Raw genomic sequence first — 20,848 nt, forward strand, 5'->3', positions numbered from 1 at the left:
ACAAGTGGGGCAAAAATATGGACAAGTGTTACAAATTTTTCAAATGTGGCAAATCAACACTGGCCGCCGCATTAAATGCTGATATTTGTCTGCCGAAATAATCAGCCTTATTAATTGTATTTGAATCACCGTTAAATACTGCCCCCGTATTCGGCTCCGGGTATCTATCCTGATCGCGCTTGCTCATCCACGAATGCGGCACGATAAAAATCCGCAGCCGTTTTTCAACTCCGTCAACCTTAACACGGGTGCGTATATCCTGCAACCGTTTGGCTATGCTGGCGTAGAAATTCTTTTGCGTCATGCTGAAAGTTTTGGTATCCGCACACCACGCCTTATAAACGGCCCACAAATCCGCGGCGGCACAGGTTATAAACGGCAAACCAAGCTCGCCTTGATACCAATCATCGAAAAATGCTTCCCATCCCGATTTATTAAGTCCGATCATGCGGTTTTTAATCGGAGTTGGCAATGGCTTGGTATGCGGCGTAAACGTTGCCCGCACAGGCACCATGCGGATATTGCCGCCATCATCCTGCCGCTGATAACCTGCCGTGTATTGCAACGGCAAGGCAAACAGAAAATCGGCAAACGCCTGAATACCGCCCGCATCGATTTCCGCCTGCAATGCCTCATATTGCGCATCAGAAAACTTTTCCCGGATTTCCATCACCATAAAGCGACGGTCGTTTGCTTCGATAGGTATCGCTTTTTCGTCATTTGAAAAAACCAAAAACGAATTGTAGTCCGAATATTCCAGCGGGTCTTTGCCTTTACGCTCAATCATAATGGTTTCAGACGTAATCATATCCTTAAACTTGCCGATAACGTTTTTGCGTTCGTCAGACGGGCTGATTTCCTCGAACACCGTTACCAACCTGTTTTGAAACGGTGCATTAAACTGGCTTTCCAGTGCATTTTGATTGAGTTTCACAAAATAATCACCAAACAACTCTTTCAAAACCTTATTGCCCAGCGTCGATTTACCCACCCCCTGCGTTTCGGAAATAAACACCAAAGCCGTAGCCGGTTTGCGTTGCGGCCATCTGAAACGGCAGGCCAACCAATTTAAAACCCATTCCGTCACATCGCCCGACATCCTGCCGTTGCCGCCGCAAAGATGCTCAATCAGGCCGATAATATGCTTGCATTTGGGATAAGCCGCCTTGATTTTCTCCAGCGGCGTTTCAGACGGAAACAGCATATCAGGTTCATCAGATTTAACCGGCAAACCTTTAAACATATTGATAAATTTAACTTTTTCTCCATCCCTGGTATAACTGATACCGGGTGGCAAGGCAGGCTCAAAAACATAATTGCTCATCGGGCACACCTTACGCGCCGCCGATTTTTGCCAATTCTCGCATTGTTCCGGAAACGCCGCCTTAACCGCAGCCAGCGAAACAATCTTACCCAAAGCAACATCAAACGCATCGGTTGTACCGTCAAGATAGATGTAGCGGTCAATCATACCGCCGAAATTGTCATATTCCGCCAACGCTTCCAAACGCCGTTGCTTGATGGTGATCTCCGCCTGAAATTCAGCCATCGTTTTACGGTTCGGCGAATTAAACCAAGCATTAACCGCAAACTTGGTAAATATTTTTTCCATTTGCGAGCGTGTAAAAGTTTCCCCCGTTATCAGGTTAACCGCTTTCATTTTTAAACCGATTTGGCTGTAATTTTCCAACAAATCAGCCATCAAACTGTGCATTTCATCGTCAGATTCCGCCAACTCATCATCCCGCCAGCCGTTGTTTTCGGCATAATCCGCCCCCGCTCCCCCTTCATTTGCCGCGTGCGTCGTTTCGCGCACGCGCTCATCATAAGAAAGGTGCGGGAAAGATTCCGCATTTTCAGACGGCCACGGGATAAGGGCAGAATCGGCCAAAGCCGCCACAGGGTCTATCAGTTTGCCGCCATCGGCAAAAGCATCTGCAATATCGTAACCGCACGGCCACACACCCGGTTCGGGAATCTGCACCATACGCACGGAGCAGTCCAAACCGGCCAGCTTTTCGGCGATACCCGCCATAGCCTTAAAGCCGGGCTGCTCCGCCTTGGCCAAAAACGGCTTGCTGTGAGGGTCGATGCCCGCCGCCGCTTCCGCTTTGGTCAATTTCTCGCGTTGGCTGTCGCAATCAGGCCACAGCACCACATTCCTACCCGACAGCGGCTGCCAATCCGCCTTTTTCCAGCCGTTACAACCACCCAGCCACGACACCACTACCCAGCCGCCCAACAACCCGCTGGCATCGGCCACAATCTTACATTTTTCGCCTTCAACCACCAGCACCGGCAAATCAGGATGCGCCGCCAGCGCATCCAAACCGAACAACGGCTGCGGGTCGTTAACGCGCCGGTTACACCATTGCTGCACACCTTCCGCGTTATTGCACCACGAGAAAGGGTAATCCGACTTGCCGCCGCCCGGCTCGATAAACCGTTGCACCACACACAAGGGGCGGCCTTCGGCATCGCGGTACACCGCCCGCAAACCTTCTTCTCGCCCGTTGCGCGCAAAAGAATATGCCCGCGAACCGCTTAAATGAAGCAAACGTTCTTCATCAAACGGCACCACAGGCCGCCAGCTGTCGCGCTTGGATTTAGCATTACCCGTTTTCGGCGTACCGCCCCATTCCACCCGCTGCACAGGCTGAAAATTACCAATATTCAGCCGCTCAGCCACCGCCCGAAATGCGTCGCCCTGATTACCGTTGGTAAACAGGTAGGCATACAAGCTGATTAAATCGCCGCCCGCATCACCGGTGGCGTAGTCCGCCCACGCACCGGAATGCGTATTAACGGCAAACGACCCCAAATGCCGGTCGGCACGGGTTGGATTTAATGCAAAAAACTCATGGCCTTTATATTTGCCGCCGGGCAACCACTCCGCCAACAAATTATCGGCGGCATTAAGAGCAGCATCAGCAACTGATTTAAAATCCAATTTCTTCATTTTCAGACGGCCTTACTAAATTTAGGCATAAAAAAGCCTGCCCCCCCCCTATAAGGACAAGGCAGGTGGTAAAAACCCCGATGCGGCGTGTTGTGTATCAGGGAATGGCGGAAAAGGGCTAAAACGATATTTGGCTAGTTAAAAATCAATTCCAAATATAGTTTTCATAATCATTCGGCCTTAATTGCTGGGGTGTCATAACCCCTTTTTCAGCAATTTTTCTCGCAATCAAAAAACCAAACGGCCTGTTTAAAGACATCCGTTTTCGCATGTATCCGAGGCTGGTTCCGCAATCCGAAGCAAATTTATTTTTCTCTTCATTGCTCAAACCCTTCAAATGCAAGCGCAACGGGCTGAAATCAATCTGACACATATGCACTCCTGTTACTGTTTCTGCCATTTTACCTAAAGGTAAAGTTAAAATCAATACCTATAGGGAATTTACCCTGGGGTATAAAAATAGGAAAATACAGGAATGGATAAATACGAATACCGCAGACAACGTCTGCTAGAACTCAAAGACACCGTATGCAACGGAAGAATAAGCGAACTGGCCGATAGGCTCGGTCGTTCCGCATCCTATGTATCAAGGATGCTGTATGAAGAAGACAATCCGCACCGAAAACGGATTGGCGACGACATGCTCGATATTATTGCTGAAACTTTCGGCGTAACTAAAGCATGGATGGATGGCGAAGGCAGTCAAATACTGACAGTAATGACATCAAAAAACCAAGATACAACAACTTTCCGCATTTTCGACGTGGCCGCATCATGTGGGCATGGCTATATAAACGGAGACGCGCCCGACCTGCTCCGCTCAATTGAAATACCGAATAGTGCCTTACAAGAATTGCTGGGAACCACCAACATGAAAGGTGTGCAGCTATGCCCGCCCGACGGTGACAGCATGGAGCCGACCATACCGCGCCGCTCGGTTACACTGATTAAAACCGACGTAACCGAATTTCAAAACAGCGGCGTATATCTGATTACCTTTCAGGGCTACACCTATATCAAACGGTTGGCGCGGGGCAAAGGCGGGGTAATCTTCGTAACCAGCGACAACCCAGCCTATGCCAAATCCGACTTCCAAATCACGCCCGCCGAATACGAGCAATTAACCGTACACGGCAAATTCTGGAAAGTGCTGCCGCTGGACTTTATGGATATATAAAACTTCCTAATTATTCTTCAATTTCCTAACAAAGGCCGTCTGAAATACATTTTTCAGACGGCCTTTTTTCACCCTTAATTTACCCAAAGGAAAATTAAATCACATTAAAAATCAAATACAAATAAAATATTTTACCCTTAGGTGTTGCGATTTATTTTCCCCGAGGGTAATATACACCCATCGAAACACAAAACACAAAGGAAACAACATGCAAGAACAAATCAATATCAGCAAGCAAGAATACGAGAGGCTCACCCACCTAGCAGCCACCGCCGCTGATTTAAAAAAACACTTCATTCCCACAATCAATTTTGCCGCCAGTTGCTTAACCGCAGAAGGCGTAGCCGCGTGGAATGATTTTGAATTCGCCTTAAAGGCTGTAACCAACCATGCCGATTAAACAACGGCATCAAACCCAACCAACCAAGGAAACCATCATGAAAACCGAAGAGAAAAAATTTGCCTTAGCCAGCAAACAAATCCCCACCGTAAACAGCGGCTGGCTCGACCGAGAACTCGGCGAAGCTATGGCCGAAGCAGTACGCGCCGTATTAGCCCACGGCAAACAAGCCGACATCACCGTGAAGCTGAAAATCCAGCCGCAAAACATCCAACACGGCACGGTAAAAATCAGCCACGACGTAACCAGCAAACTGCCGAAAGAAAAACGCGAAGGCGGCATCGTATTTGCCACACCCGACGGCAACATCCAAGCCGACGACCCTGCCCAAGGAACGCTCAATCTGAAGGGCACGGGAAACAGCGAAAAAACCCCGCTGAAATTAGCCGCCAACAACAAATAACCCGGGCGGGGAATATCCCCGCTCAATCCGCCAACCTTTAAACAGTAGAATCCGAAATGGAAAAACAACAGCAAAACATCATCGAAACCGCATTAAGCGCGGCCAAACAACCGGTAATCACATCAGGTGCAAACGGAACGCCCGTTATCTTTTATCCAAACGGAAAAGATTCATGGGACTACGCATTTGAAACCCAGCTATTAGATAAACCTTTGCGCAAAAAAGGCACCACCCACCTGCACGATACCGCCAGCCTGATTAAATATGTGCAAAAGCACCAACAGGAAGGCACACAGGTTTTCGTGGATGCCGATTACTCAAAAGGCAATATCGAAGTTACCGCCATCATCAACGGCCACACATCGCAAGATGCCGATTGGGCAGACCACCGCGCCTTTTATTCGCCGCGCCACACGCCCGCCGCAAAAAAATGGCTGGACAACACCGGCGAAAAAATGAATCAGGCGCAATTTGCCGCATTTTTAACCAACTGCGCCCGCGACATCGTATCCAAAAACCCCGATAACGAAAACGCCGTTTACCCCACTGCCGCCGAAGTGCTGGATTTCGCACTAAACCTTGAATACACCGAAAAAACCACCTTTAAACAAGGCTACCGCGAGCAAGACGGCCGCATTAACTTCACTTTCCAATCCGAGGATGCCGGCAAAACGGAAACCAACCTGAAAGCGTTTGAACGTTTCGCCATCGCCTTTACCCCGTTCCAAGGCGGCGATTCCTACTTCGTCGAAGCATTGCTGAAATTCCGGATCGACAAAAACAGCGGTGCATTAGTGCTGTGGTACGAATTGCAGCAGATTGAAGCCGTGATCGAACAGGCCACCGCAGACATCGCCAAAACCCTGCAAGACGCCTTTGCCGACATCGACATCTATTTCGGCAGACCTTAACCAACAGGCCGTCTGAAACAATCGGGAAAAACACTTTTCAGACGGCCGCCACAGGGGAAAACCATGCAAACCATCGAAACACACAGCTTAGTTATCAACGTAACCGAAGAAAACAGCGCATACGGCTGCACCATTACCAACGGCTGGGGCGACACCATCCTAGAGTTGCCGCCCACCCACAACACCAAAATCAACGCCTGCAAACGCGCCCTAATGTATCTGACCGAAAACGACCTGCAAGCCGTTATCGAAGCAGCCTAAAGCACAGGGGGGGGGGAATCATGCAAACGTTGGTAGAAACCTATAACAAACGCGAACAAACCGTAACCATATCGCTGCAAAGCACCGAGCAAAAAGTAAACAGGGAAGGCAAAGTAAAACGCACGATAAAACGCAGCCACGCCAAAACATTTGCCCAAACCGAAACCGCAGCCATAACACGATACAAACAACGCCTGATTGCCATCATGCAGGCCGAAAACCCCAAAACCTACAAAGAAAGAAAATACCTATGAAAGCCCAAACCGCACTATGCACCTATATTGCCCTAATACTGTTCGGCACCGCTGCCATCTTAGGCAAATGCAGCGCACAAACCGCCAGCGCAGCCATTCAGACGGCCTCAAAGCAATACGCCCAAGCCAACCCGGCACCCGCCGACAACACCGCCGAATTAATCAGCGCGGCAGAATCCCGCGCGATTGCCGATGTAATTGAAGCGGAAAAGGCATACGAAGAGATGGATTATGAGTTTTTCAATGGTGATGCAGAGGCATATACAAATGGAAAATAAATTTAAGTTCGGCGATATAGTGCGGCACAAAAGATTAGGTTTGTGCGTAGTTGTTAGTTATGTTCCTGAATGTGGATTTATGACTATTTCAAATAATGATGGAGCAACCGAAATCATAACAAGTGCAAGGCTTAGGATAGAAGATACCTTTGATGGGCTTGAGATTGTCTCACACCCCGACACAGCCCGCCTTAACTGGATGGAAAAGAAAATACTGGAAGACAGCGACCAAACAATCGTCTGCGACGGTTATAACGGATTCTGCACACTCGGAAATTTCCGCGAAAACCGCCTGCCCATATTTGAAAACATCCGCGAAGCTATCGACCACGAAATGAAAAAACAAGGAGACTGAAATGTTTAGTGGATTATTTGATGATTTATACAAATGGGTTTTAATCGCCATTGCCATTATTTTCCTACTCGGAATCGGCTGCGGTTTATTGCTTGCATGGATTTTCTAAAGGCCCAACCATGAAACGCCGAAAACGCTACAACCCCCGCAAACACCGCGCATACAGCAACACCGGCATACCGATGCACATACTCGTTAAAGCCGCCACCAGCAAAGAGCCGGTAAGCGGCGAAGAAATAGCAAGCATCACCGCACCCTATGCCGCCGCCGTCGAAGCCATCCGCACCGGCACATGCACCGAAGCACAGTTTTGGCACCTGATCGAAAACCACTATCTGTATATCCACCTGCTAGGCGTATTACGCGGACTGGACAAATACAGCGACAACCCCGAAACCGACATGCTGGCAAGGCTCGAAATTCAGACGGCCTGCGAAGATGCCTTAAACAAAACAACTCAAATCATCGACGCCATCGGCGAACGCAAAAAACAACGCGGCCGCTTTATCGCCACCGGCCCCGAATTAAGCCACCTAACCCAAAGCTGCGAAAAGTTTAAAGCCATACTCGGCATAGCCAACTACTCGCACTACATGCAGGCATTTAAAAACAGCGAACCCGTAATCAGCGACATCGCATACAGACACAACAAACGGATAAAACAGGAACAAGGAAAATGAAATGACAAACGAACAACTGGAAAAAGAAAAGCAGGCATTTGAAGAGTGGTTCGACGAACAAGCAACCAAAAACGACGATTTTAGATGGGAAGTAGAGCGGTTTGATGCACGGCTCGGCTGGATGGCCGCCAAAGAACACGCCGCCAAGCAAGACGGGTGGATCAACGTAGAAGAAAATTTGCCAAATCCGGACGATACCGTCTTATTGCGGGACTTCCGCAACAACATGCAGTCGGGCTATCTTGACGGCGATGCGGAAGCGTTTGTTTATACCGATTCAGATAGCTGGATTGATGATGGTGTTATAACCCACTGGCAGCCACTACCCACCCCGCCCAAAACGGAGTAAAAACAATGACAACCGAAACCTATAAAGCCATTATGCAAAAGCTGGAAACGCTCGAAACAACAGCAAAAAAATCACACCTTGCCGGGCTGACCAAAGAAAGCAGTATCCTACTCAACACCCAAGACATCGCCGACTTAATGGGATTAAGCTACCAGCACACCTACCGCGAAATCGTATCGCACCCCGACTTCCCAAAACCCGTAAGCCTGACCGACCGGCGCAAAAAGCAGGAATCCCGCCGCTGGATTGCCGGAGATGTGATTAAATATATCCACAGCAGAAAGCAGTAACAAACAGGCCGTCTGAATTTCAGACGGCCTGTTTAATCAAAATGGCAGCAATCTAGGGCGACGATACGGCCCCGAACTAACCCTGAATAAATTATCTTGGCCTTTCCTAATAGACTGCCGCTCAATAGCAGGATTTTCAGATATACCGCACAACCCCCGCCCGCGAGGGTCTTGTACAACAGCAAAATTCCAATCCCCTTCAGGAATATAAAATACCGCCCGCTCACCGGCCGCAAAACGAGCAAGCAAAGTTTGGCGGTACATTACGCCTAAATAACACCCGCTACCTAAAAACCCCGAATCTCGTGTAATTTCCACTCTTGCATAATCTTCACGCGGTTCCGCATAAGCCAACACCCTTTCAGCAGGCACATCTTTAGCCATACCCGAAACCACAGGCGCAGTAGCACAGCCGGATGCTGCTAAAGCCACTGCTAAAACTAAAACGTTCTTCATTATATTAACCCTTGTAATGTATTTATTAGGAAATAATCACTATACCCAAACAAAACAACCTTTAGCAAGCCGTATAAAAATTTAAACAACTAATTATTTACATAAAATAACAAAACTTATAAGATAAAATCATCTACCTTACGGAGAAAAAGCAATCATGCACCCCATTGCAAAAAAACTCACACAATATGCACAAAACGCCGTTTTCCTTGATACGGAAACAACAGGCTTAGATAAAGATTCCGAAATCATCGAAATAGCCGCTATCGACATAAACGGCGAAATACTTTTGAATACAACAGTAAAACCCACCCAAGCTTTTTCAGACAGCAACGAAGCTTATCAAGTACACGGAATTGCATATAGCGAACTGCTGCATTCCCCATCTTGGCCACAAGTTCAAGATCAACTGCTAAATATCATAGCAGGCAGACCGTTGCTGATTTACAACGCCGATTTCGATACCCGGCTAATGAACCAAACAGCCTATATCCACCAATACTACGAAGTAGAATACAACGCCGTGTGCATGATGAAGCTGTATAGCGAATGGCATGCAGCCTACACACAAGAGCCAAAAAAGCGTCATCGCCTAATACACGCAGCCGAATATTGCGGCGTTACCGTTAACAACGCCCACCGGGCATTAGCAGACTGCATGACCACATTGGCAATATTCCGCCACATGTTGGCGAATTGCGACAAACTGTTTGACCTAAACAGCTACAAACAACGCAATAAACGGATTAAGACGGTAGCCAATGAACAAGGCCGCTTATTCGGGCAAACAGTGGTTATCACCGGGGATTTAAGCCGACCGCGCGCAGAAATACAACAAATTGCGGCTGATGCAGGCTGTCGTTGCACAAGTAGTGTAAGCCCGAAAACCACTATTCTCGTTTTAGGAGAATCCGATATGGCCGCGCCCAGCAGCAAAGAAAAACGCGCCCGCGAATTGCAGGCCGAAGGTCATCCCATACAGATATTAAGTGAAGCTGAATTTATGGCATTGCTCGACGAATAAGCCCGTAACAAAAATCCCGCTTGCACAGGCGGGATTTTTGTTTTATGATTTTTCGCACGAGGTGTCGAAACCTCTTACAAGCCGTCATCACAGCGGTAAATGTGATTTTTTTGCGCCTATAGTTTTCATCGGTTTCCTTTGTGTTTTGTGTTTTCGATACAACCGAAGTTTCTATGGCCGAGAGGGTGAGGAATACAATACCCGCTTTGGCGGGGAATAACTCCAGCCTACTTGTAAGGTTTTCGAACCTCTCGGCCGCCCGTTTGGGCTGAATTTCGAAAATTCAATACAAGGAAACTTCAAAATGAATCAAATCAAAACCGTTCAATTTCACGGTCAAACCATTTCTGTTTTACTCCACAATAACCAACCGCATGTAGCCATGAAACCGATTTGTGAAAACATCGGTTTGGATTGGGCGGCGCAATATCAAAAAATCAAACGCAACGCTGTTTTAAATTCACGAATTGTTATGACAACAATTCGTGGCGAAGATGGAAAACCCCGCGAAAATTTATGTTTGCCGCTCGGTTTTCTCAATGGCTGGTTATTCGGTGTAGACGCGAACCGCGTCAAACCTGAAATCCGCAAACGGCTACTACAATACCAAGCCGAATGCTTCGAGGTATTAAACGCCCACTTCAACCGCCCCATACAGCAGCCGCGCATCCAACCGCCCAGCGTGGCCGAACAACTGCCCACGCGCAACGAAATACTGCAAGTAATCGAAATGCTGCTCGACCGCCTGCGCGAAATCAACAACTGGGGCGGCATAGAAGCAGATAGGCATCTTTCCAAACATTTCGGCAAAGCACCCAACGCCGCCACCTATGCCGAACTGGTTAAAATGGTGCGCTGGCTGCACCGCCAAACACAGGATATCGGCGGCCGCCCGATTTTGGCCGGCCACCGTTACCCCGAAACCCAAGTCAGACCCATAACGGCGGATTTGATGCGCAACGCCACCCAAAGCGAAATCATGCAGGCCGTAGCCGTACACCTGATGCCCCGCACCGCCAACGCCAACCGCCGCGGCCATGCAGAATCCGCTCTGTTTGAAATTGCCAATCTTCACGAAGTATTGCTGAAAACCTTGCACAACAAACGCTATAATAACGAAAACAAAAACATCAACGACCGCCAAATCGAGCAGGCATTAATGGAAGCGGGCAGGTTGCACATCTTCATCAGCGACCTGATTACCGACTAAGAAAAAAGGCCGTCTGACAACAGACGGCCTTTTCTGATACAAATACAACAAAAATGTTGCAAAACTATTGCAAATACAACATTTTTGTTGTATTATCCTTTCACACTGTTAATAAGAAAGGAGGTTAAATGAAATACAGTGAATTTAGACGATGGCTTATCTCTCAAGGTGTAGAGTTTACCACGCAAAAACGCGGAAGCCATCAGTTAATCAGATTAGGTAATAGAACATCGGTTTTTCCAAACCACGGCAGTAAAGAAATCGGCTCAGGCTTGGTAAAGAAAATCAAAAAAGACTTGAACCTTAAGTAAAGGTAAGCCCGAAAGGGCTTACCCTGCACAATCTCATCACTCAACTTACTTAAAGGACTAATATGTTATCTTATCGCTACGAACTCACCCCGGACGATAACGGAACTTTTTTAGTTACGTTTCCCGATATTCCCGAAGCGGTGGCCGTGGGTGAAGATAAAGAATCGGCAGCAATCGAAGCATTAGATGGTTTGTTGTGCGCACTCGATGGCTACTTTGAAGATCGACGCGCTATTCCGCTACCATCAACGGAACAAGGAAGCGACACCGTTACCTTACCCGCCTTGGAAACTGCAAAAGTATTGCTGCTTAACGAAATGATCGCACAAGGTGTAAAAAAAGCAGAAATGGCACGCCGTCTAGATGTCCACATGCCCCAAATAGACCGCTTGTTAGATTTGCGTCACAATACCAAAATTGATTTTTTGGAAAAAGCAGCAGAAAAGCTGGGAAAGCATTTAAGCATCAGCTTTGCATAATGTATTAAATTAAACCTAACCTTTCTTATTACAGTAAAAAAAGGCCGTCTGACAACAGACGGCCTTTCTTATTCCGGCATCTTCGCCGCCAACTCTTCTGCCGTTGGCGCATAATAAGTATTCAGCAAAATGCGCAAATCCTTATGGCCGCTGATTTTGGCAAGCTCCATCGGCTGATAAATCTTGGCAAGCCGCGTTAATGCTTCGCGCCGCGAATCATGAAAATGCAGGCCGTCTATTTGCGCCATATCCAGCAGCTTGCGGAATTGGCTGTCGCACGATCCCTTTGTAACACCAAACACCGTGCGCCCGCCGTGCGAATCCGCCACCTGCTTTAAAATCGCCGCTGCCCGCCCCGACAACGGCACATCACGCGCATGGCCGTTTTTAGTGGTCGGCAGATGCACATAGCGCTTTTCAAAATGCACGTTTTCGGGCAGCAGGCTTAAAATTTCGCCCACGCGCATGGCCGTTTCCAGCGCGAATAAAAACGCCGCCGCCACCCGTTGCACCTGCTTATCCGGCACACAATCCGCCGAATACCCGGCGCAGTAGCAAATCGCATCTACTTCAGCCGCCGAAACCCGCCGCGTGCGCGGCGGGCTGCCATCAGGTTTGCGCAGCCGCAGAAGATAATTTTCAGGCAACAGCCGCCAGTCTTTCACCGCCGCCGCCATCACCGCAGATAAAACATTCCATTCCCGCCGCACCGTGGCCGTCTGAACCTCTTTAAGCCGCTGATCCGCCCACATTTTAAATTGTAAATCCGACAAATCAGGCAGCATCACATCAGCCAGCGGCGTTTTTAAAACCCGATTGATAACATTAATCTCATTTTTAAACCCCCGCTTAGTCGGCGACACCTCATCACGGTAGCGCGTCAACAATTCAGAAAACGGCATCATCGGCGTAATACCCGCCCTAAACGCCTGCCATTCCGCCTCGATTTTCGCCGCCCACTGCTGCGCATCAACCTTACGCGAAAATACCGCCGACTTATTAAACGCCGCCCGCCCGCCGCCGGCCTTATGCCGCACCTGCACGAGCCACGAACCATTAGATTTTTTGGTAAACGATGCCATAATCCGGTTGCAAAGTTGGTTGCAAAACAGATGCAATCATACCCATAAATCAGTATAAATCAAACAAATAATATCAAATATTAATTTTCAGACATCAAGCAATAGCTAGAATTAAGATGATGATTTAAATATATAAAATAGAAAAATCCGCCTATATCGTAAAGCGGATTTTAAAAAGAGTGGCACGCCCACGGGGATTCGAACCCCGGTTGCCGCCGTGAAAGGGCAGTGTCCTAGGCCTCTAGACGATGGGCGCTTAATTGAATGCGCACTATACCTATGCAGGTTGTGTTTGTCAATCAAACAAGTGTGTCTGCCTTTCAGACGGCCCTTGCCTGCTGTATAATGTTGCAGTTTCACTTTAGGAAAATGCTATGTGGTTCAAACAAATCAGCTTTTATCCTTTAAATAAAAACAAACTACCCGATTTGGAAACGCTGGCGGTCAAGCTGGCCGAAGCGCAATTCGCTCCCTGTTCGGGCTTGGACTGGTTCAGTGAAGGCTTCAGCTCACCCGTTTCTTTTTCGCCGGAATCTGTTTTTCCTGCCGACTACACTTGGCGGGTAACGCTGAAAAAAGAAGAAAAAGTGCTGCCGGCGGGCGTGATCCGCGATATTTTGGACGAACGCGTGGCCGAGATTCAAAACACTGAAGCACGCAATGTAGGGCGCAAAGAAAAACAAGAATTAAAAGAACAGATTACCGATGACCTGCTGCCCCGCTCCTTCACCCGCAGCAGCCAAACCCAGGCCGTTTTCGATATTAAACACGGCTATTTGTTTGTGAACAATGCGTCTGCAACCAAAGCCGAAAATATGCTCACCAAACTGCGTGAAGCATTGGGTGGCTTGGAGGCAGGCCTGCCCCATACCAAACAGTCGCCGGGCAGCTTGATGACCGGTTGGCTGTTGCAGGGCGCGGCCGAGGGCGGCTTCGAGCTTGACAGCGACTGCGAACTCAAAGGCACGGGTGATGTGGCGCCGGTGGTAAAAGTGTCGAAGCAGGATTTAACTGCTGACGAAGTTGTACAACACGTTAAAAACGGCAAAACCGTTACCCAGTTGGGCTTGGTGTGGCGCGAACAGATTGCGTTTGTGCTGACACAAGATTTCACGCTCAAGCGTATCCGGTATCTCGATGTGTTGCAGGAGGAGGCTGAAGGACACGGAGACGATGCGGCCAGCATGGCTTTCGCTTCGCAGATTCTGATGACCGAATCGTTGAGCACTATGTTGGAAGAGCTGGCGGGTTATTTGGGCGGCTGGCAGGATTAGTTTTCAGACGGCCTTATCCTTCACATGCAGGCCGTCTGAAAGGCGGAAACATGGATTTTGAACGGTTATGAGCCTCAACAGGATGACACCGCCGGAATGTTTTTCAGCCTATGCGGCCGTTTTGCTGCCGTGGCTTTTGTCCGCGGTGGCTTTGGAAACTCCGGTAATGTCGGTAGAAGGCGGGTTCACTATTTTATGGATGGGCTTGGGAACATTCTGCGCTTGGCTGCCTTATCTGCTCCGTGGGCGCGCCCACCCTGCCGCTGTTGCAGCGGCCGCAGCCGTATCCGGTTTGTGGTTTTGGCTGCTATTGGCGGAGTTTACAGCCGGATACCGGGTTTATCGTTTTCAGGAAACTTATCAGGGGCACAGTGAAACATTATTCGTTGTGACCGGTTCCGCCATATTGCTGCTGATGTGTGGAATGCTTGTGGTTGCCGTTGGGCCTGCCTATCTCCGCTGCTCGGCGTTGTCTGCGGCAGCGGGGGCGGCGCTGCACAGTATGGCGGTAATGGTTTTGATGTTTGCGGCATGGTGGATTTTGCCTTTCGGTATTTTCGGGTAGCCTTTGCCGGCCGGCCCGAAAGCTGCCGCCGTGTTTCGGAAGGCTTGCTTCCAACGCTCCCTGTGTTTTTCGATTTTCCAATCTACCCGAGTTTTTAAGGAAATAACCATGTCGATTAAATCAGACAAGTGGATTCGCCGCATGGCCGAACAGTACGGCATGATCGAGCCGTTCGAGCCGAACCAGATCAAAGAGCAAGGCGGCCGCAGAATCATTTCATACGGCACCTCGAGCTATGGCTACGATATCCGCTGCGCCAATGAATTCAAAATTTTCACCAACATCAACAGCACCATTGTCGACCCCAAAAATTTCGATCTGAAAAACTTTGTTACCGTGGAAGACGACTGCTGCATTATCCCGCCCAATTCTTTCGCGCTGGCACGCACGGTGGAATATTTCCGTATTCCCCGCAGCATATTAACCGTGTGCTTGGGCAAATCTACCTATGCCCGCTGCGGCATTATCGTCAACGTTACCCCGTTCGAGCCGGAATGGGAAGGCTATGTTACGCTGGAATTTTCCAACACCACTCCTCTGCCCGCCAAAATCTATGCCGGCGAAGGCGTAGCGCAAGTGTTGTTTTTCGAAAGCGATGAAGTGTGCGAAACCTCGTATAAAGACCGTAACGGCAAATATATGGGGCAAACCGGCGTTACCCTGCCGAAAACCTGACCCGGCATTTCTAAACCAAGCGTTTTCAAATCTTGAGGCGCAGTTCGGGTCAAAAATATTTATTCCCCACCGCCTTCTGGGTTGAATTTGAAATGCCGCCCTTGCCGGAGAGAATCAAACGTTTTTGTTTCGAACAAAAGAGATATCCGAACCAAGCTGCTTGTGAAGAAAAGCGTTTTAAAACCAAATGCGAATCCCGAGAGCGGCCGGTTTCCGGCAAACCGGAATGGGTATTTCAGTTTGTGCCGTTTACATGGCAATGCAGGCTGCTGCAATCTTTTATATGGTTTTAGAGCAGGTAAAACGGGCGGCATTGCCCGCTTTTGCTTTCAGACGGCCTGGTGCGGGGAACTTATCTGTATCTAATCCGTCATAAGTAAGATAACTACACAAAAAGGACTATCTAGTATGACCAAATTATGCGCTTCTCCCGCCAACCGGAAAGTCATTCTCTGGACCACCCTGATCGGCGGCTTTTTCAGCTCGCTGGTGAAGTGGGGATCCGAGGTGAATATGCCGCCGCGCATGCCCGGCGAAATTTCCCCTCCGGGAGCCAATATTGATGCCTGGTTGGGCTGGCTGGGCTTCAACCAGCATTCGCTGGACTACACGTTTCAGGGCAACAGCATTTTGGGGGCTGTAACGCTATACCATTGGCTGCTCAGCTTTGTGTTTGCATTTGTGTATGTGTGGATTTCGGCCTATTGGCCGAAAATCCGCCTGTGGTACGGCGCGTTTTACGGCATTGTGATCACCGTGGTGATGCACGGCCTGCTGATTCCGATGTTCGGCTTCCGTAACCCCGCGTATGCCGATGGTGCGGTAGGCTGGATGTGGAACCTTAACGCAGCCGAGCATCTGAGCGAGTTTTTCGGCCACATTTATTGGTCGGTATCCATCGAAGTGTGCATGATTGCCGTGCTGGCTTATTATGCGCGACCGATTAAGGGCGATTGGGTAGAACGCTAACCGCTGTTTAGATACTGACAGTAAAAAGCGGGGCTTTACCCCGCTTTTTTTACCGCCGGCCTAAAGCAAACAGTTTGTTTCCGCTCAATCGACTTTCATCGCCGGCATTTAAACACAAGCCCAATCAAGCCTTTATGCCTTGCCCACAAAAGCTGTGGATAACTATGTGGAAAGTTTGTGAAAACAGTGTATTTCCCCCGAAAAATCGGGCTTCAGCCACCATTGCACAAAAATTAAGCCATAATTTAAATTATATATTTATCAAAAGTTTATGATTATTTTTAAGTTGTCAAGCATTTCGGCGGCAACGGTTGTTTCATCTGGCGCAGTTTATGTGGATAAAAAATCAACCGATGGACAAAACAGATAAAAGCAAGCTGCTTCTGACACGGGTTTGCGCATTTTTAGGCCGTCTGAAAAAAAAACGCTATGGCGGGTACACCATTTTGCTGGAAAAACCGTGCAATCGGCAGCGGCATAATCATCAAACTTTTCAGCAGGTGGAGGCAGCACTCAGCAAAGCCTCAGCCATGTCGGCATGACCGCCCTGCGGCCAATCAACCCATACAACCATCAAGAGCAAAATCAGAACATTCTCAATTAACACGCGCAAGCGCGCACACTACCATCAGCAGGTTGCCGATACAGCCGGATTCCCCCCCCACACATCCAAACCGTTGAACATCATTCACCTTTCCCGCTCCGGCAATCATGCCGAAACATGGCTGTAGGCATGATTGGGTTTCAGCGCATCGGCAACCGGGCACGGGCAATCGACTGAAACACCAACATATCGCCAATCCGCGAACATAAACACAGCCCCAACCCTACACACAGCCCAACAAACAGGCAATACTGTAATCATGCTACAGCGGTTCGGATTAGGTCATACTGCCCATGCAGACGATAAACTTACCCACCCTCATCAATTATGTGCGGGCGGGCTGTCTGGAGCCGGCAACACAACCTATGCCGATAACGCCCGACACCGAAGCAGCCATAAAAAGCATAACAAATATAAGTTGGCGCGACCGTCTGAAAAAAACACAGCAAAACCCGCCGCACTTCAACGAAACACAGTTATAGCCGTTTGAGCCCGTCCGGCAAACCAAAATATTTTCCCGCCGCAATGCCATCACGGACTCAGCCCGACAAAAGCAAAACACAAGCGGCTGTACAAATTGTGCGAAACCTTTTGTTTCCGTTTCAGCGGCTTGCACAACCTTTCTTCAACCCAAGCAGGCCGGCGCTGCATACATTTAAATTCAATCCACAACAACACAGCCCTTTAAGCCGCACAGCACAGCAGTTAAAATGCAGGCTGCACATACAGAGGATTTCCACCATGCAAACCCGCTTACCGTTTTTCAGCCTGATCCGCGCCAGCGGCAGCGACCGCTTCGCCTTTTTACACAGCCAGCTTTCCAACGACATCAACAACCTGCAACCCGGCGCAGCCTGTTACGCCACCTACAACACCCCCAAAGGCCGCGTAATTGCCAATATGCTGGTGCTCAACTGCGGCGAATACCTGCTACTGGCGCTGGCTGCCGATTTGGCCGAAACCATAACCAAACGCCTGCGTATGTTTGTTTTGCGCGCCCAAGTTGTGCTTGAGCCGCTGCCAAACTTTGCCGTTGCCGGCGAACTGCCGCCGCAAATCCCGCCCCAGCCTGCATCAGAACCCACCCACACATTTACCGCCGAAGAACAAAACAGCGTGTGGACGGTTACCTTACCCCACCGAGGCCGTCTGAAAATCGGCCCCGCCGCCGCCCTGCCCGAATACCATGCCGCAGCCGAAAACAGCTGGAACACACACGAAATCCTCAGCGGCTACCCCTGGATCAGCGCCGCCACCAGCGAAAGCTGCGTTGCCCAAATGCTCAACCAACACACCATCGGCGGCATACATTTCAAAAAAGGCTGCTACCCGGGGCAGGAAATCATCGCCCGCGCCCAATACCGGGGCCAAGTCAAACGCGGCTTGACCATACTTGAAAGCAGCGCGCCCGCAACCGCAGGGGCAACAGTGCGCAGCGGCAGCGAAGAAGCCGGCATCATCATCAACAGCGCAACGGCAAGCAGCGGCAGCATCAATTTGGCCGTGATAAAATTTTCCGCTGCACAAAATCCCTTAACCGATGCCCGCGGCACCCCCCTAACTCTTGAGCGTACATTTTTTCCATCCGATCACAATTAACGTTTGCCGCGCCTGCTTATGCCGCCCGACCCGGCGTATCGACCAACAGCACCCTTGCATCCATCACAGAAAACACCGTTCCGATTGATCAAACAAACAGCGCAAACTTTTCAGACGGCCAACCTCGAAAAATGCCCGTATCGATTGACAAACCAAACGGTGTAAACTTTTTACACAGCCCGCTGCAAAATACCCGCGCCGATTAAAAAACAAATGGCGCGGTTTTCAAGCAGCACATTCGGCCGTCTGAAAACCGCGCCACAACCGAAACCCAAACCGAAAAACCCGGCATGTTTCAAATGAGAATACACACCGACAGCGCCCGTAAAATACATCTGATACTGAACTTTTGGCCTCCGCTTTTATTCTGCGGCACCAGCATCACCGAGCTGAGCGATGATTACAGCTACATGAAAGCCAGCCTGAAAGACTAGAGCAACACCTGCAACATACATAGCGCACAGTTTTCCGCTGCAGCCTGTTTGTCCTAATCAATGCGCCCTATTCAGCCATGCTCAACGGCGTGATAAGCAAACGGTATAATGATTTTATATTGAAAAATGCTCCAAGTGATATAGGAACATTAATAAGAGCTACCGATTAACCCACTGCACCTACGATAACCAGTATGACTGACTCTAAACTAAGAGGAGCAAATTCTAGCTGCATGTATGTAGGTAATTCAAAATAAAGAGCAAAGTTCATTATTTGAACCTCCTCATTCAATCACACTTAAATCTAAGAAGACTCCTAACTGAACTCCCCCAAGTCAGACACCCTCCCCGATGTCTGAGGTACAGTTTTTTTGGCAAAGTATCCAAACGAATTCAAATTGAAAGCCGTGAAATACCCTCTGCAGGCATGGTAAAAACACACTGCCAAAGTTTTTTCTCTAAACCGCGCTGCCGTGCGCAAACGGGCATTGCGTTATATTCTCCACGAGGAGGGCAGCATCGGCCTACGGTCAGACATCACCATTTATCCTTATTCAAAACTATCAGGAAAACACACCGCAATACGGCATGATTACCATCGAGACCCAAGTTTTTCAAGAAACCATAGGCACACACCATTTCGAAGTGCTGAAAATCGCCGGGCAGCCCAGCTTTCTGCCGCAAGGCGTACGCTCCGATTTCCCTGACCGGCAAAGCTGCGAATATGCGGAAGACGGCTCATGGTTCCGCTGCACCGTGCCCGAAGGCCATTATTTCATGATGGGCGACAACCGCGACAACAGCGAAGATTCCCGTTACTGGGGCTTTGTGAGCGACAAATTGATTGTCGGCAAGGCTTTCTTTATCTGGATGAACTTCAGCGACATCAGTCGAGTAGGCACCCGCATACAGTAATCGGAAAGAAAAGATTACATGACGGCCGTCTGAAAATATGTTTCAGACGGCCTGTTCCTGTTTGCGGTGGTACCTTGACGGTTTGAATCCCAGCCCGAAAGGCGGGCAGCCTGTGGAGAAACCAAACTGGCCAAGATGTGCAGGACGGAAAATCTGTAAAAAAGATCAAACAACCTGAAACCGTTAAAAAAGCCAGGCATCTCCGACTGCCCTTTGGATTGCAACCCTTTGAATCTCAAGATGAACGCCATGTCATGGTCAGAAATGAAGGGGTATCCCCAAAGGGACGCGCCCCGGCCGGCGGATTCCATACCGGCCCGACAACCGCCCGATACCGCGGGCAAAGGCCGTCTGAAAACAGCCCGATGTCTGAATCCGGGAAGAACGAAGCGCGGCAGAAAGATGCCGAGTCGTCTCAGGATTAAGGCAGGACTATCCTTTGAAACGGCTTTGGAGATGACGGGGCAGCCGCGTAGTATCTTCCGCAGCCACGGCTGCTCAGACGGCGCCGGGGAAGATTCGGGGCGCGGTACATGCTACTGCCTTCTGCTGCCAACCGGCAGCGCATTCGGCAGAAGACCAATATGCCGGTTTGAAACGGCATATCCGTGCGGCTTGCCGGCAACACAAAGGACGCTGCGGCTGCCGCAGGATAACGGCGGCAATCCGCTATGCAGGGATGTTGGCCAACCACAAGACAATCAGCCGTCTGAAGGCGGTGTCGGGCCGGGGCGGCGGTACGGCGGTGCCAATGCCGTCCATCGCCCGTTCGAAAGAGGCCGGCAACGTTGTGCCGCTATCCTGCAACGCCGTTTCAAGGCGGAAAAGCCAAATGGGAAACGGGTAAGGGCTGCCACGGAGCTCAATAATGCGGGAGAAAAGTTGTATCTTTCTTCGCTGATGGATTGGTTCAACAAGGCAATCATCGGTTGCC

General features: G+C 49.4%; 27 protein-coding genes, 1 tRNA gene and 1 pseudogene. 23 read left to right on the forward strand and 6 right to left on the reverse strand.

Features of this window, described 5'->3' with window-relative positions; genetic code table 11:
* Positions 1 to 28: 28 nt before the first annotated feature.
* Positions 29 to 2,959, reverse strand: coding sequence for a DUF5906 domain-containing protein (locus H7A79_RS08855; RefSeq protein WP_186999998.1), 2,931 nt, complete (start codon positions 2,957 to 2,959; stop codon positions 29 to 31).
* Positions 2,960 to 3,104: 145 nt separating this feature from the next.
* Positions 3,105 to 3,386, reverse strand: coding sequence for a hypothetical protein (locus H7A79_RS08860; protein WP_186999999.1), 282 nt, complete (start codon positions 3,384 to 3,386; stop codon positions 3,105 to 3,107).
* 48 nt (positions 3,387 to 3,434) lie between these two features.
* Here H7A79_RS08860 and H7A79_RS08865 point away from each other — a divergent pair, with 48 nt between their 5' ends.
* The 11 genes from H7A79_RS08865 (at position 3,435) to H7A79_RS08915 (ending at position 8,317) form a co-directional block, all read left to right on the forward strand.
* The gene (locus H7A79_RS08865) at positions 3,435 to 4,136 is read left to right on the forward strand and encodes a LexA family transcriptional regulator (RefSeq protein ID WP_187000000.1); all 702 of its coding nucleotides are present in this window, start codon (positions 3,435 to 3,437) and stop codon (positions 4,134 to 4,136) included.
* Positions 4,137 to 4,344: 208 nt separating this feature from the next.
* Positions 4,345 to 4,536, forward strand: coding sequence for a hypothetical protein (locus H7A79_RS08870; RefSeq protein ID WP_187000001.1), 192 nt, complete (start codon positions 4,345 to 4,347; stop codon positions 4,534 to 4,536).
* Positions 4,537 to 4,573: 37 nt separating this feature from the next.
* A complete protein-coding gene (locus H7A79_RS08875; RefSeq protein WP_187000002.1) occupies positions 4,574 to 4,939 on the forward strand; it encodes a YfdP family phage-associated protein in 366 nt (121 codons plus the stop codon).
* Positions 4,940 to 4,995: 56 nt separating this feature from the next.
* On the forward strand, positions 4,996 to 5,850 hold the full coding sequence (locus H7A79_RS08880) for a DUF2303 family protein (RefSeq protein ID WP_187000003.1): 855 nt from the start codon (positions 4,996 to 4,998) through the stop codon (positions 5,848 to 5,850).
* 63 nt (positions 5,851 to 5,913) lie between these two features.
* Positions 5,914 to 6,111 carry a hypothetical protein gene (locus H7A79_RS08885; protein ID WP_187000004.1) on the forward strand — a complete coding sequence of 66 codons (198 nt, stop codon included), beginning with the start codon at positions 5,914 to 5,916 and terminating at the stop codon, positions 6,109 to 6,111.
* Positions 6,112 to 6,131: 20 nt separating this feature from the next.
* Entirely contained in the window at positions 6,132 to 6,365 is a 234-nt protein-coding gene (locus H7A79_RS08890; protein WP_187000005.1) for a hypothetical protein, read from the forward strand.
* A complete protein-coding gene (locus H7A79_RS08895; RefSeq protein ID WP_187000006.1) occupies positions 6,362 to 6,643 on the forward strand; it encodes a hypothetical protein in 282 nt (93 codons plus the stop codon). Before H7A79_RS08890 ends, H7A79_RS08895 begins: the two co-directional genes overlap by 4 nt.
* Positions 6,633 to 6,998 (forward strand): hypothetical protein, encoded by a 366-nt coding sequence (locus H7A79_RS08900; protein WP_187000007.1) that lies wholly within the window; start codon positions 6,633 to 6,635, stop codon positions 6,996 to 6,998. Before H7A79_RS08895 ends, H7A79_RS08900 begins: the two co-directional genes overlap by 11 nt.
* Positions 6,999 to 7,117: 119 nt before the next feature.
* Positions 7,118 to 7,678 (forward strand): hypothetical protein, encoded by a 561-nt coding sequence (locus H7A79_RS08905; protein ID WP_187000008.1) that lies wholly within the window; start codon positions 7,118 to 7,120, stop codon positions 7,676 to 7,678.
* Between the two features lies 1 nt (position 7,679).
* Positions 7,680 to 8,027, forward strand: coding sequence for a DUF551 domain-containing protein (locus tag H7A79_RS08910; protein ID WP_187000009.1), 348 nt, complete (start codon positions 7,680 to 7,682; stop codon positions 8,025 to 8,027).
* Positions 8,028 to 8,032: 5 nt separating this feature from the next.
* A complete protein-coding gene (locus tag H7A79_RS08915; RefSeq protein WP_187000010.1) occupies positions 8,033 to 8,317 on the forward strand; it encodes a helix-turn-helix transcriptional regulator in 285 nt (94 codons plus the stop codon).
* Positions 8,318 to 8,353: 36 nt separating this feature from the next.
* Here the strand turns inward: H7A79_RS08915 and H7A79_RS08920 are convergent, their stop codons facing one another.
* Positions 8,354 to 8,773, reverse strand: coding sequence for a hypothetical protein (locus H7A79_RS08920; RefSeq protein ID WP_187000011.1), 420 nt, complete (start codon positions 8,771 to 8,773; stop codon positions 8,354 to 8,356).
* A 157-nt stretch (positions 8,774 to 8,930) separates the two neighbouring features.
* Between H7A79_RS08920 and H7A79_RS08925 the strand changes: the two genes are divergently transcribed.
* From H7A79_RS08925 to H7A79_RS08940, 4 genes are all read left to right on the forward strand, one after another.
* Positions 8,931 to 9,797, forward strand: coding sequence for an exonuclease domain-containing protein (locus H7A79_RS08925; protein ID WP_187000012.1), 867 nt, complete (start codon positions 8,931 to 8,933; stop codon positions 9,795 to 9,797).
* Positions 9,798 to 10,101: 304 nt separating this feature from the next.
* Positions 10,102 to 11,007 (forward strand): phage antirepressor N-terminal domain-containing protein, encoded by a 906-nt coding sequence (locus tag H7A79_RS08930; RefSeq protein WP_187000013.1) that lies wholly within the window; start codon positions 10,102 to 10,104, stop codon positions 11,005 to 11,007.
* Between the two features lie 128 nt (positions 11,008 to 11,135).
* Complete coding sequence (locus H7A79_RS08935; RefSeq protein ID WP_187000014.1) at positions 11,136 to 11,318, forward strand: type II toxin-antitoxin system HicA family toxin; 183 nt, start codon at positions 11,136 to 11,138, stop codon at positions 11,316 to 11,318.
* A 62-nt stretch (positions 11,319 to 11,380) separates the two neighbouring features.
* Positions 11,381 to 11,797, forward strand: coding sequence for a type II toxin-antitoxin system HicB family antitoxin (locus tag H7A79_RS08940; protein WP_187000015.1), 417 nt, complete (start codon positions 11,381 to 11,383; stop codon positions 11,795 to 11,797).
* Positions 11,798 to 11,865: 68 nt separating this feature from the next.
* On the opposite strand, the gene H7A79_RS08945 is transcribed toward H7A79_RS08940, so the two are convergent.
* Positions 11,866 to 12,879, reverse strand: coding sequence for a site-specific integrase (locus H7A79_RS08945; RefSeq protein ID WP_187000016.1), 1,014 nt, complete (start codon positions 12,877 to 12,879; stop codon positions 11,866 to 11,868).
* A gap of 180 nt (positions 12,880 to 13,059) precedes the next feature.
* A tRNA-Glu gene (locus tag H7A79_RS08950) sits at positions 13,060 to 13,135 on the reverse strand.
* Between the two features lie 118 nt (positions 13,136 to 13,253).
* Here H7A79_RS08950 and H7A79_RS08955 point away from each other — a divergent pair.
* Entirely contained in the window at positions 13,254 to 14,153 is a 900-nt protein-coding gene (locus tag H7A79_RS08955; RefSeq protein ID WP_187000017.1) for a recombination-associated protein RdgC, read from the forward strand.
* Between the two features lie 450 nt (positions 14,154 to 14,603).
* Here H7A79_RS08955 and H7A79_RS08960 read toward each other — a convergent pair whose 3' ends face one another.
* Positions 14,604 to 14,846 carry a hypothetical protein gene (locus tag H7A79_RS08960; RefSeq protein WP_187000018.1) on the reverse strand — a complete coding sequence of 81 codons (243 nt, stop codon included), beginning with the start codon at positions 14,844 to 14,846 and terminating at the stop codon, positions 14,604 to 14,606.
* Between H7A79_RS08960 and dcd the strand changes: the two genes are divergently transcribed.
* From dcd to H7A79_RS08995, 7 genes and pseudogenes are all read left to right on the forward strand, one after another.
* On the forward strand, positions 14,827 to 15,393 hold the full coding sequence (gene dcd, locus H7A79_RS08965) for a dCTP deaminase (RefSeq protein ID WP_135037338.1): 567 nt from the start codon (positions 14,827 to 14,829) through the stop codon (positions 15,391 to 15,393). The two genes, H7A79_RS08960 and dcd, sit on opposite strands and share 20 nt — an antisense overlap.
* Before the next feature lie 408 nt (positions 15,394 to 15,801).
* Positions 15,802 to 16,362: a YagU family protein gene (locus H7A79_RS08970; RefSeq protein ID WP_187000019.1), complete on the forward strand. Its 561-nt coding sequence runs from the start codon at positions 15,802 to 15,804 to the stop codon at positions 16,360 to 16,362.
* Between the two features lie 1,345 nt (positions 16,363 to 17,707).
* Complete coding sequence (gene ygfZ / locus H7A79_RS08975) at positions 17,708 to 18,565, forward strand: CAF17-like 4Fe-4S cluster assembly/insertion protein YgfZ (protein ID WP_187000020.1); 858 nt, start codon at positions 17,708 to 17,710, stop codon at positions 18,563 to 18,565.
* 299 nt (positions 18,566 to 18,864) lie between these two features.
* Positions 18,865 to 18,999, forward strand: coding sequence for a hypothetical protein (locus tag H7A79_RS08980; protein ID WP_255518825.1), 135 nt, complete (start codon positions 18,865 to 18,867; stop codon positions 18,997 to 18,999).
* 717 nt (positions 19,000 to 19,716) lie between these two features.
* Positions 19,717 to 19,914: pseudogene (gene lepB / locus H7A79_RS08985) on the forward strand (signal peptidase I); the annotation flags it as partial.
* A gap of 137 nt (positions 19,915 to 20,051) precedes the next feature.
* Positions 20,052 to 20,339 carry a hypothetical protein gene (locus tag H7A79_RS08990; protein WP_353663616.1) on the forward strand — a complete coding sequence of 96 codons (288 nt, stop codon included), beginning with the start codon at positions 20,052 to 20,054 and terminating at the stop codon, positions 20,337 to 20,339.
* Between the two features lie 167 nt (positions 20,340 to 20,506).
* Entirely contained in the window at positions 20,507 to 20,761 is a 255-nt protein-coding gene (locus tag H7A79_RS08995) for an IS3 family transposase (protein ID WP_187000022.1), read from the forward strand.
* Positions 20,762 to 20,848: the final 87 nt, after the last annotated feature.

The sequence above is a fragment of the Neisseria musculi genome, assembly GCF_014297595.2.
Lineage (GTDB): Bacteria > Pseudomonadota > Gammaproteobacteria > Burkholderiales > Neisseriaceae > Neisseria > Neisseria musculi.

What these genes read in the sequence shown, in the direction of transcription:
- H7A79_RS08855 (WP_186999998.1), bottom strand. Translation starts at nt 2,959, where the DNA reads ATGAAGAAATTGGATTTTAAATCAGTTGCTGATGCTGCTCTTAATGCC.
- H7A79_RS08865 (WP_187000000.1), top strand. Translation starts at nt 3,435, where the DNA reads ATGGATAAATACGAATACCGCAGACAACGTCTGCTAGAACTCAAAGAC.
- H7A79_RS08870 (WP_187000001.1), top strand. Translation starts at nt 4,345, where the DNA reads ATGCAAGAACAAATCAATATCAGCAAGCAAGAATACGAGAGGCTCACC.
- H7A79_RS08875 (WP_187000002.1), top strand. Translation starts at nt 4,574, where the DNA reads ATGAAAACCGAAGAGAAAAAATTTGCCTTAGCCAGCAAACAAATCCCC.
- H7A79_RS08880 (WP_187000003.1), top strand. Translation starts at nt 4,996, where the DNA reads ATGGAAAAACAACAGCAAAACATCATCGAAACCGCATTAAGCGCGGCC.
- H7A79_RS08885 (WP_187000004.1), top strand. Translation starts at nt 5,914, where the DNA reads ATGCAAACCATCGAAACACACAGCTTAGTTATCAACGTAACCGAAGAA.
- H7A79_RS08890 (WP_187000005.1), top strand. Translation starts at nt 6,132, where the DNA reads ATGCAAACGTTGGTAGAAACCTATAACAAACGCGAACAAACCGTAACC.
- H7A79_RS08895 (WP_187000006.1), top strand. Translation starts at nt 6,362, where the DNA reads ATGAAAGCCCAAACCGCACTATGCACCTATATTGCCCTAATACTGTTC.
- H7A79_RS08900 (WP_187000007.1), top strand. Translation starts at nt 6,633, where the DNA reads ATGGAAAATAAATTTAAGTTCGGCGATATAGTGCGGCACAAAAGATTA.
- H7A79_RS08905 (WP_187000008.1), top strand. Translation starts at nt 7,118, where the DNA reads ATGAAACGCCGAAAACGCTACAACCCCCGCAAACACCGCGCATACAGC.
- H7A79_RS08910 (WP_187000009.1), top strand. Translation starts at nt 7,680, where the DNA reads ATGACAAACGAACAACTGGAAAAAGAAAAGCAGGCATTTGAAGAGTGG.
- H7A79_RS08915 (WP_187000010.1), top strand. Translation starts at nt 8,033, where the DNA reads ATGACAACCGAAACCTATAAAGCCATTATGCAAAAGCTGGAAACGCTC.
- H7A79_RS08920 (WP_187000011.1), bottom strand. Translation starts at nt 8,773, where the DNA reads ATGAAGAACGTTTTAGTTTTAGCAGTGGCTTTAGCAGCATCCGGCTGT.
- H7A79_RS08925 (WP_187000012.1), top strand. Translation starts at nt 8,931, where the DNA reads ATGCACCCCATTGCAAAAAAACTCACACAATATGCACAAAACGCCGTT.
- H7A79_RS08930 (WP_187000013.1), top strand. Translation starts at nt 10,102, where the DNA reads ATGAATCAAATCAAAACCGTTCAATTTCACGGTCAAACCATTTCTGTT.
- H7A79_RS08935 (WP_187000014.1), top strand. Translation starts at nt 11,136, where the DNA reads ATGAAATACAGTGAATTTAGACGATGGCTTATCTCTCAAGGTGTAGAG.
- H7A79_RS08940 (WP_187000015.1), top strand. Translation starts at nt 11,381, where the DNA reads ATGTTATCTTATCGCTACGAACTCACCCCGGACGATAACGGAACTTTT.
- H7A79_RS08945 (WP_187000016.1), bottom strand. Translation starts at nt 12,879, where the DNA reads ATGGCATCGTTTACCAAAAAATCTAATGGTTCGTGGCTCGTGCAGGTG.
- H7A79_RS08955 (WP_187000017.1), top strand. Translation starts at nt 13,254, where the DNA reads ATGTGGTTCAAACAAATCAGCTTTTATCCTTTAAATAAAAACAAACTA.
- dcd (WP_135037338.1), top strand. Translation starts at nt 14,827, where the DNA reads ATGTCGATTAAATCAGACAAGTGGATTCGCCGCATGGCCGAACAGTAC.
- H7A79_RS08970 (WP_187000019.1), top strand. Translation starts at nt 15,802, where the DNA reads ATGACCAAATTATGCGCTTCTCCCGCCAACCGGAAAGTCATTCTCTGG.
- ygfZ (WP_187000020.1), top strand. Translation starts at nt 17,708, where the DNA reads ATGCAAACCCGCTTACCGTTTTTCAGCCTGATCCGCGCCAGCGGCAGC.
- H7A79_RS08980 (WP_255518825.1), top strand. Translation starts at nt 18,865, where the DNA reads ATGAGAATACACACCGACAGCGCCCGTAAAATACATCTGATACTGAAC.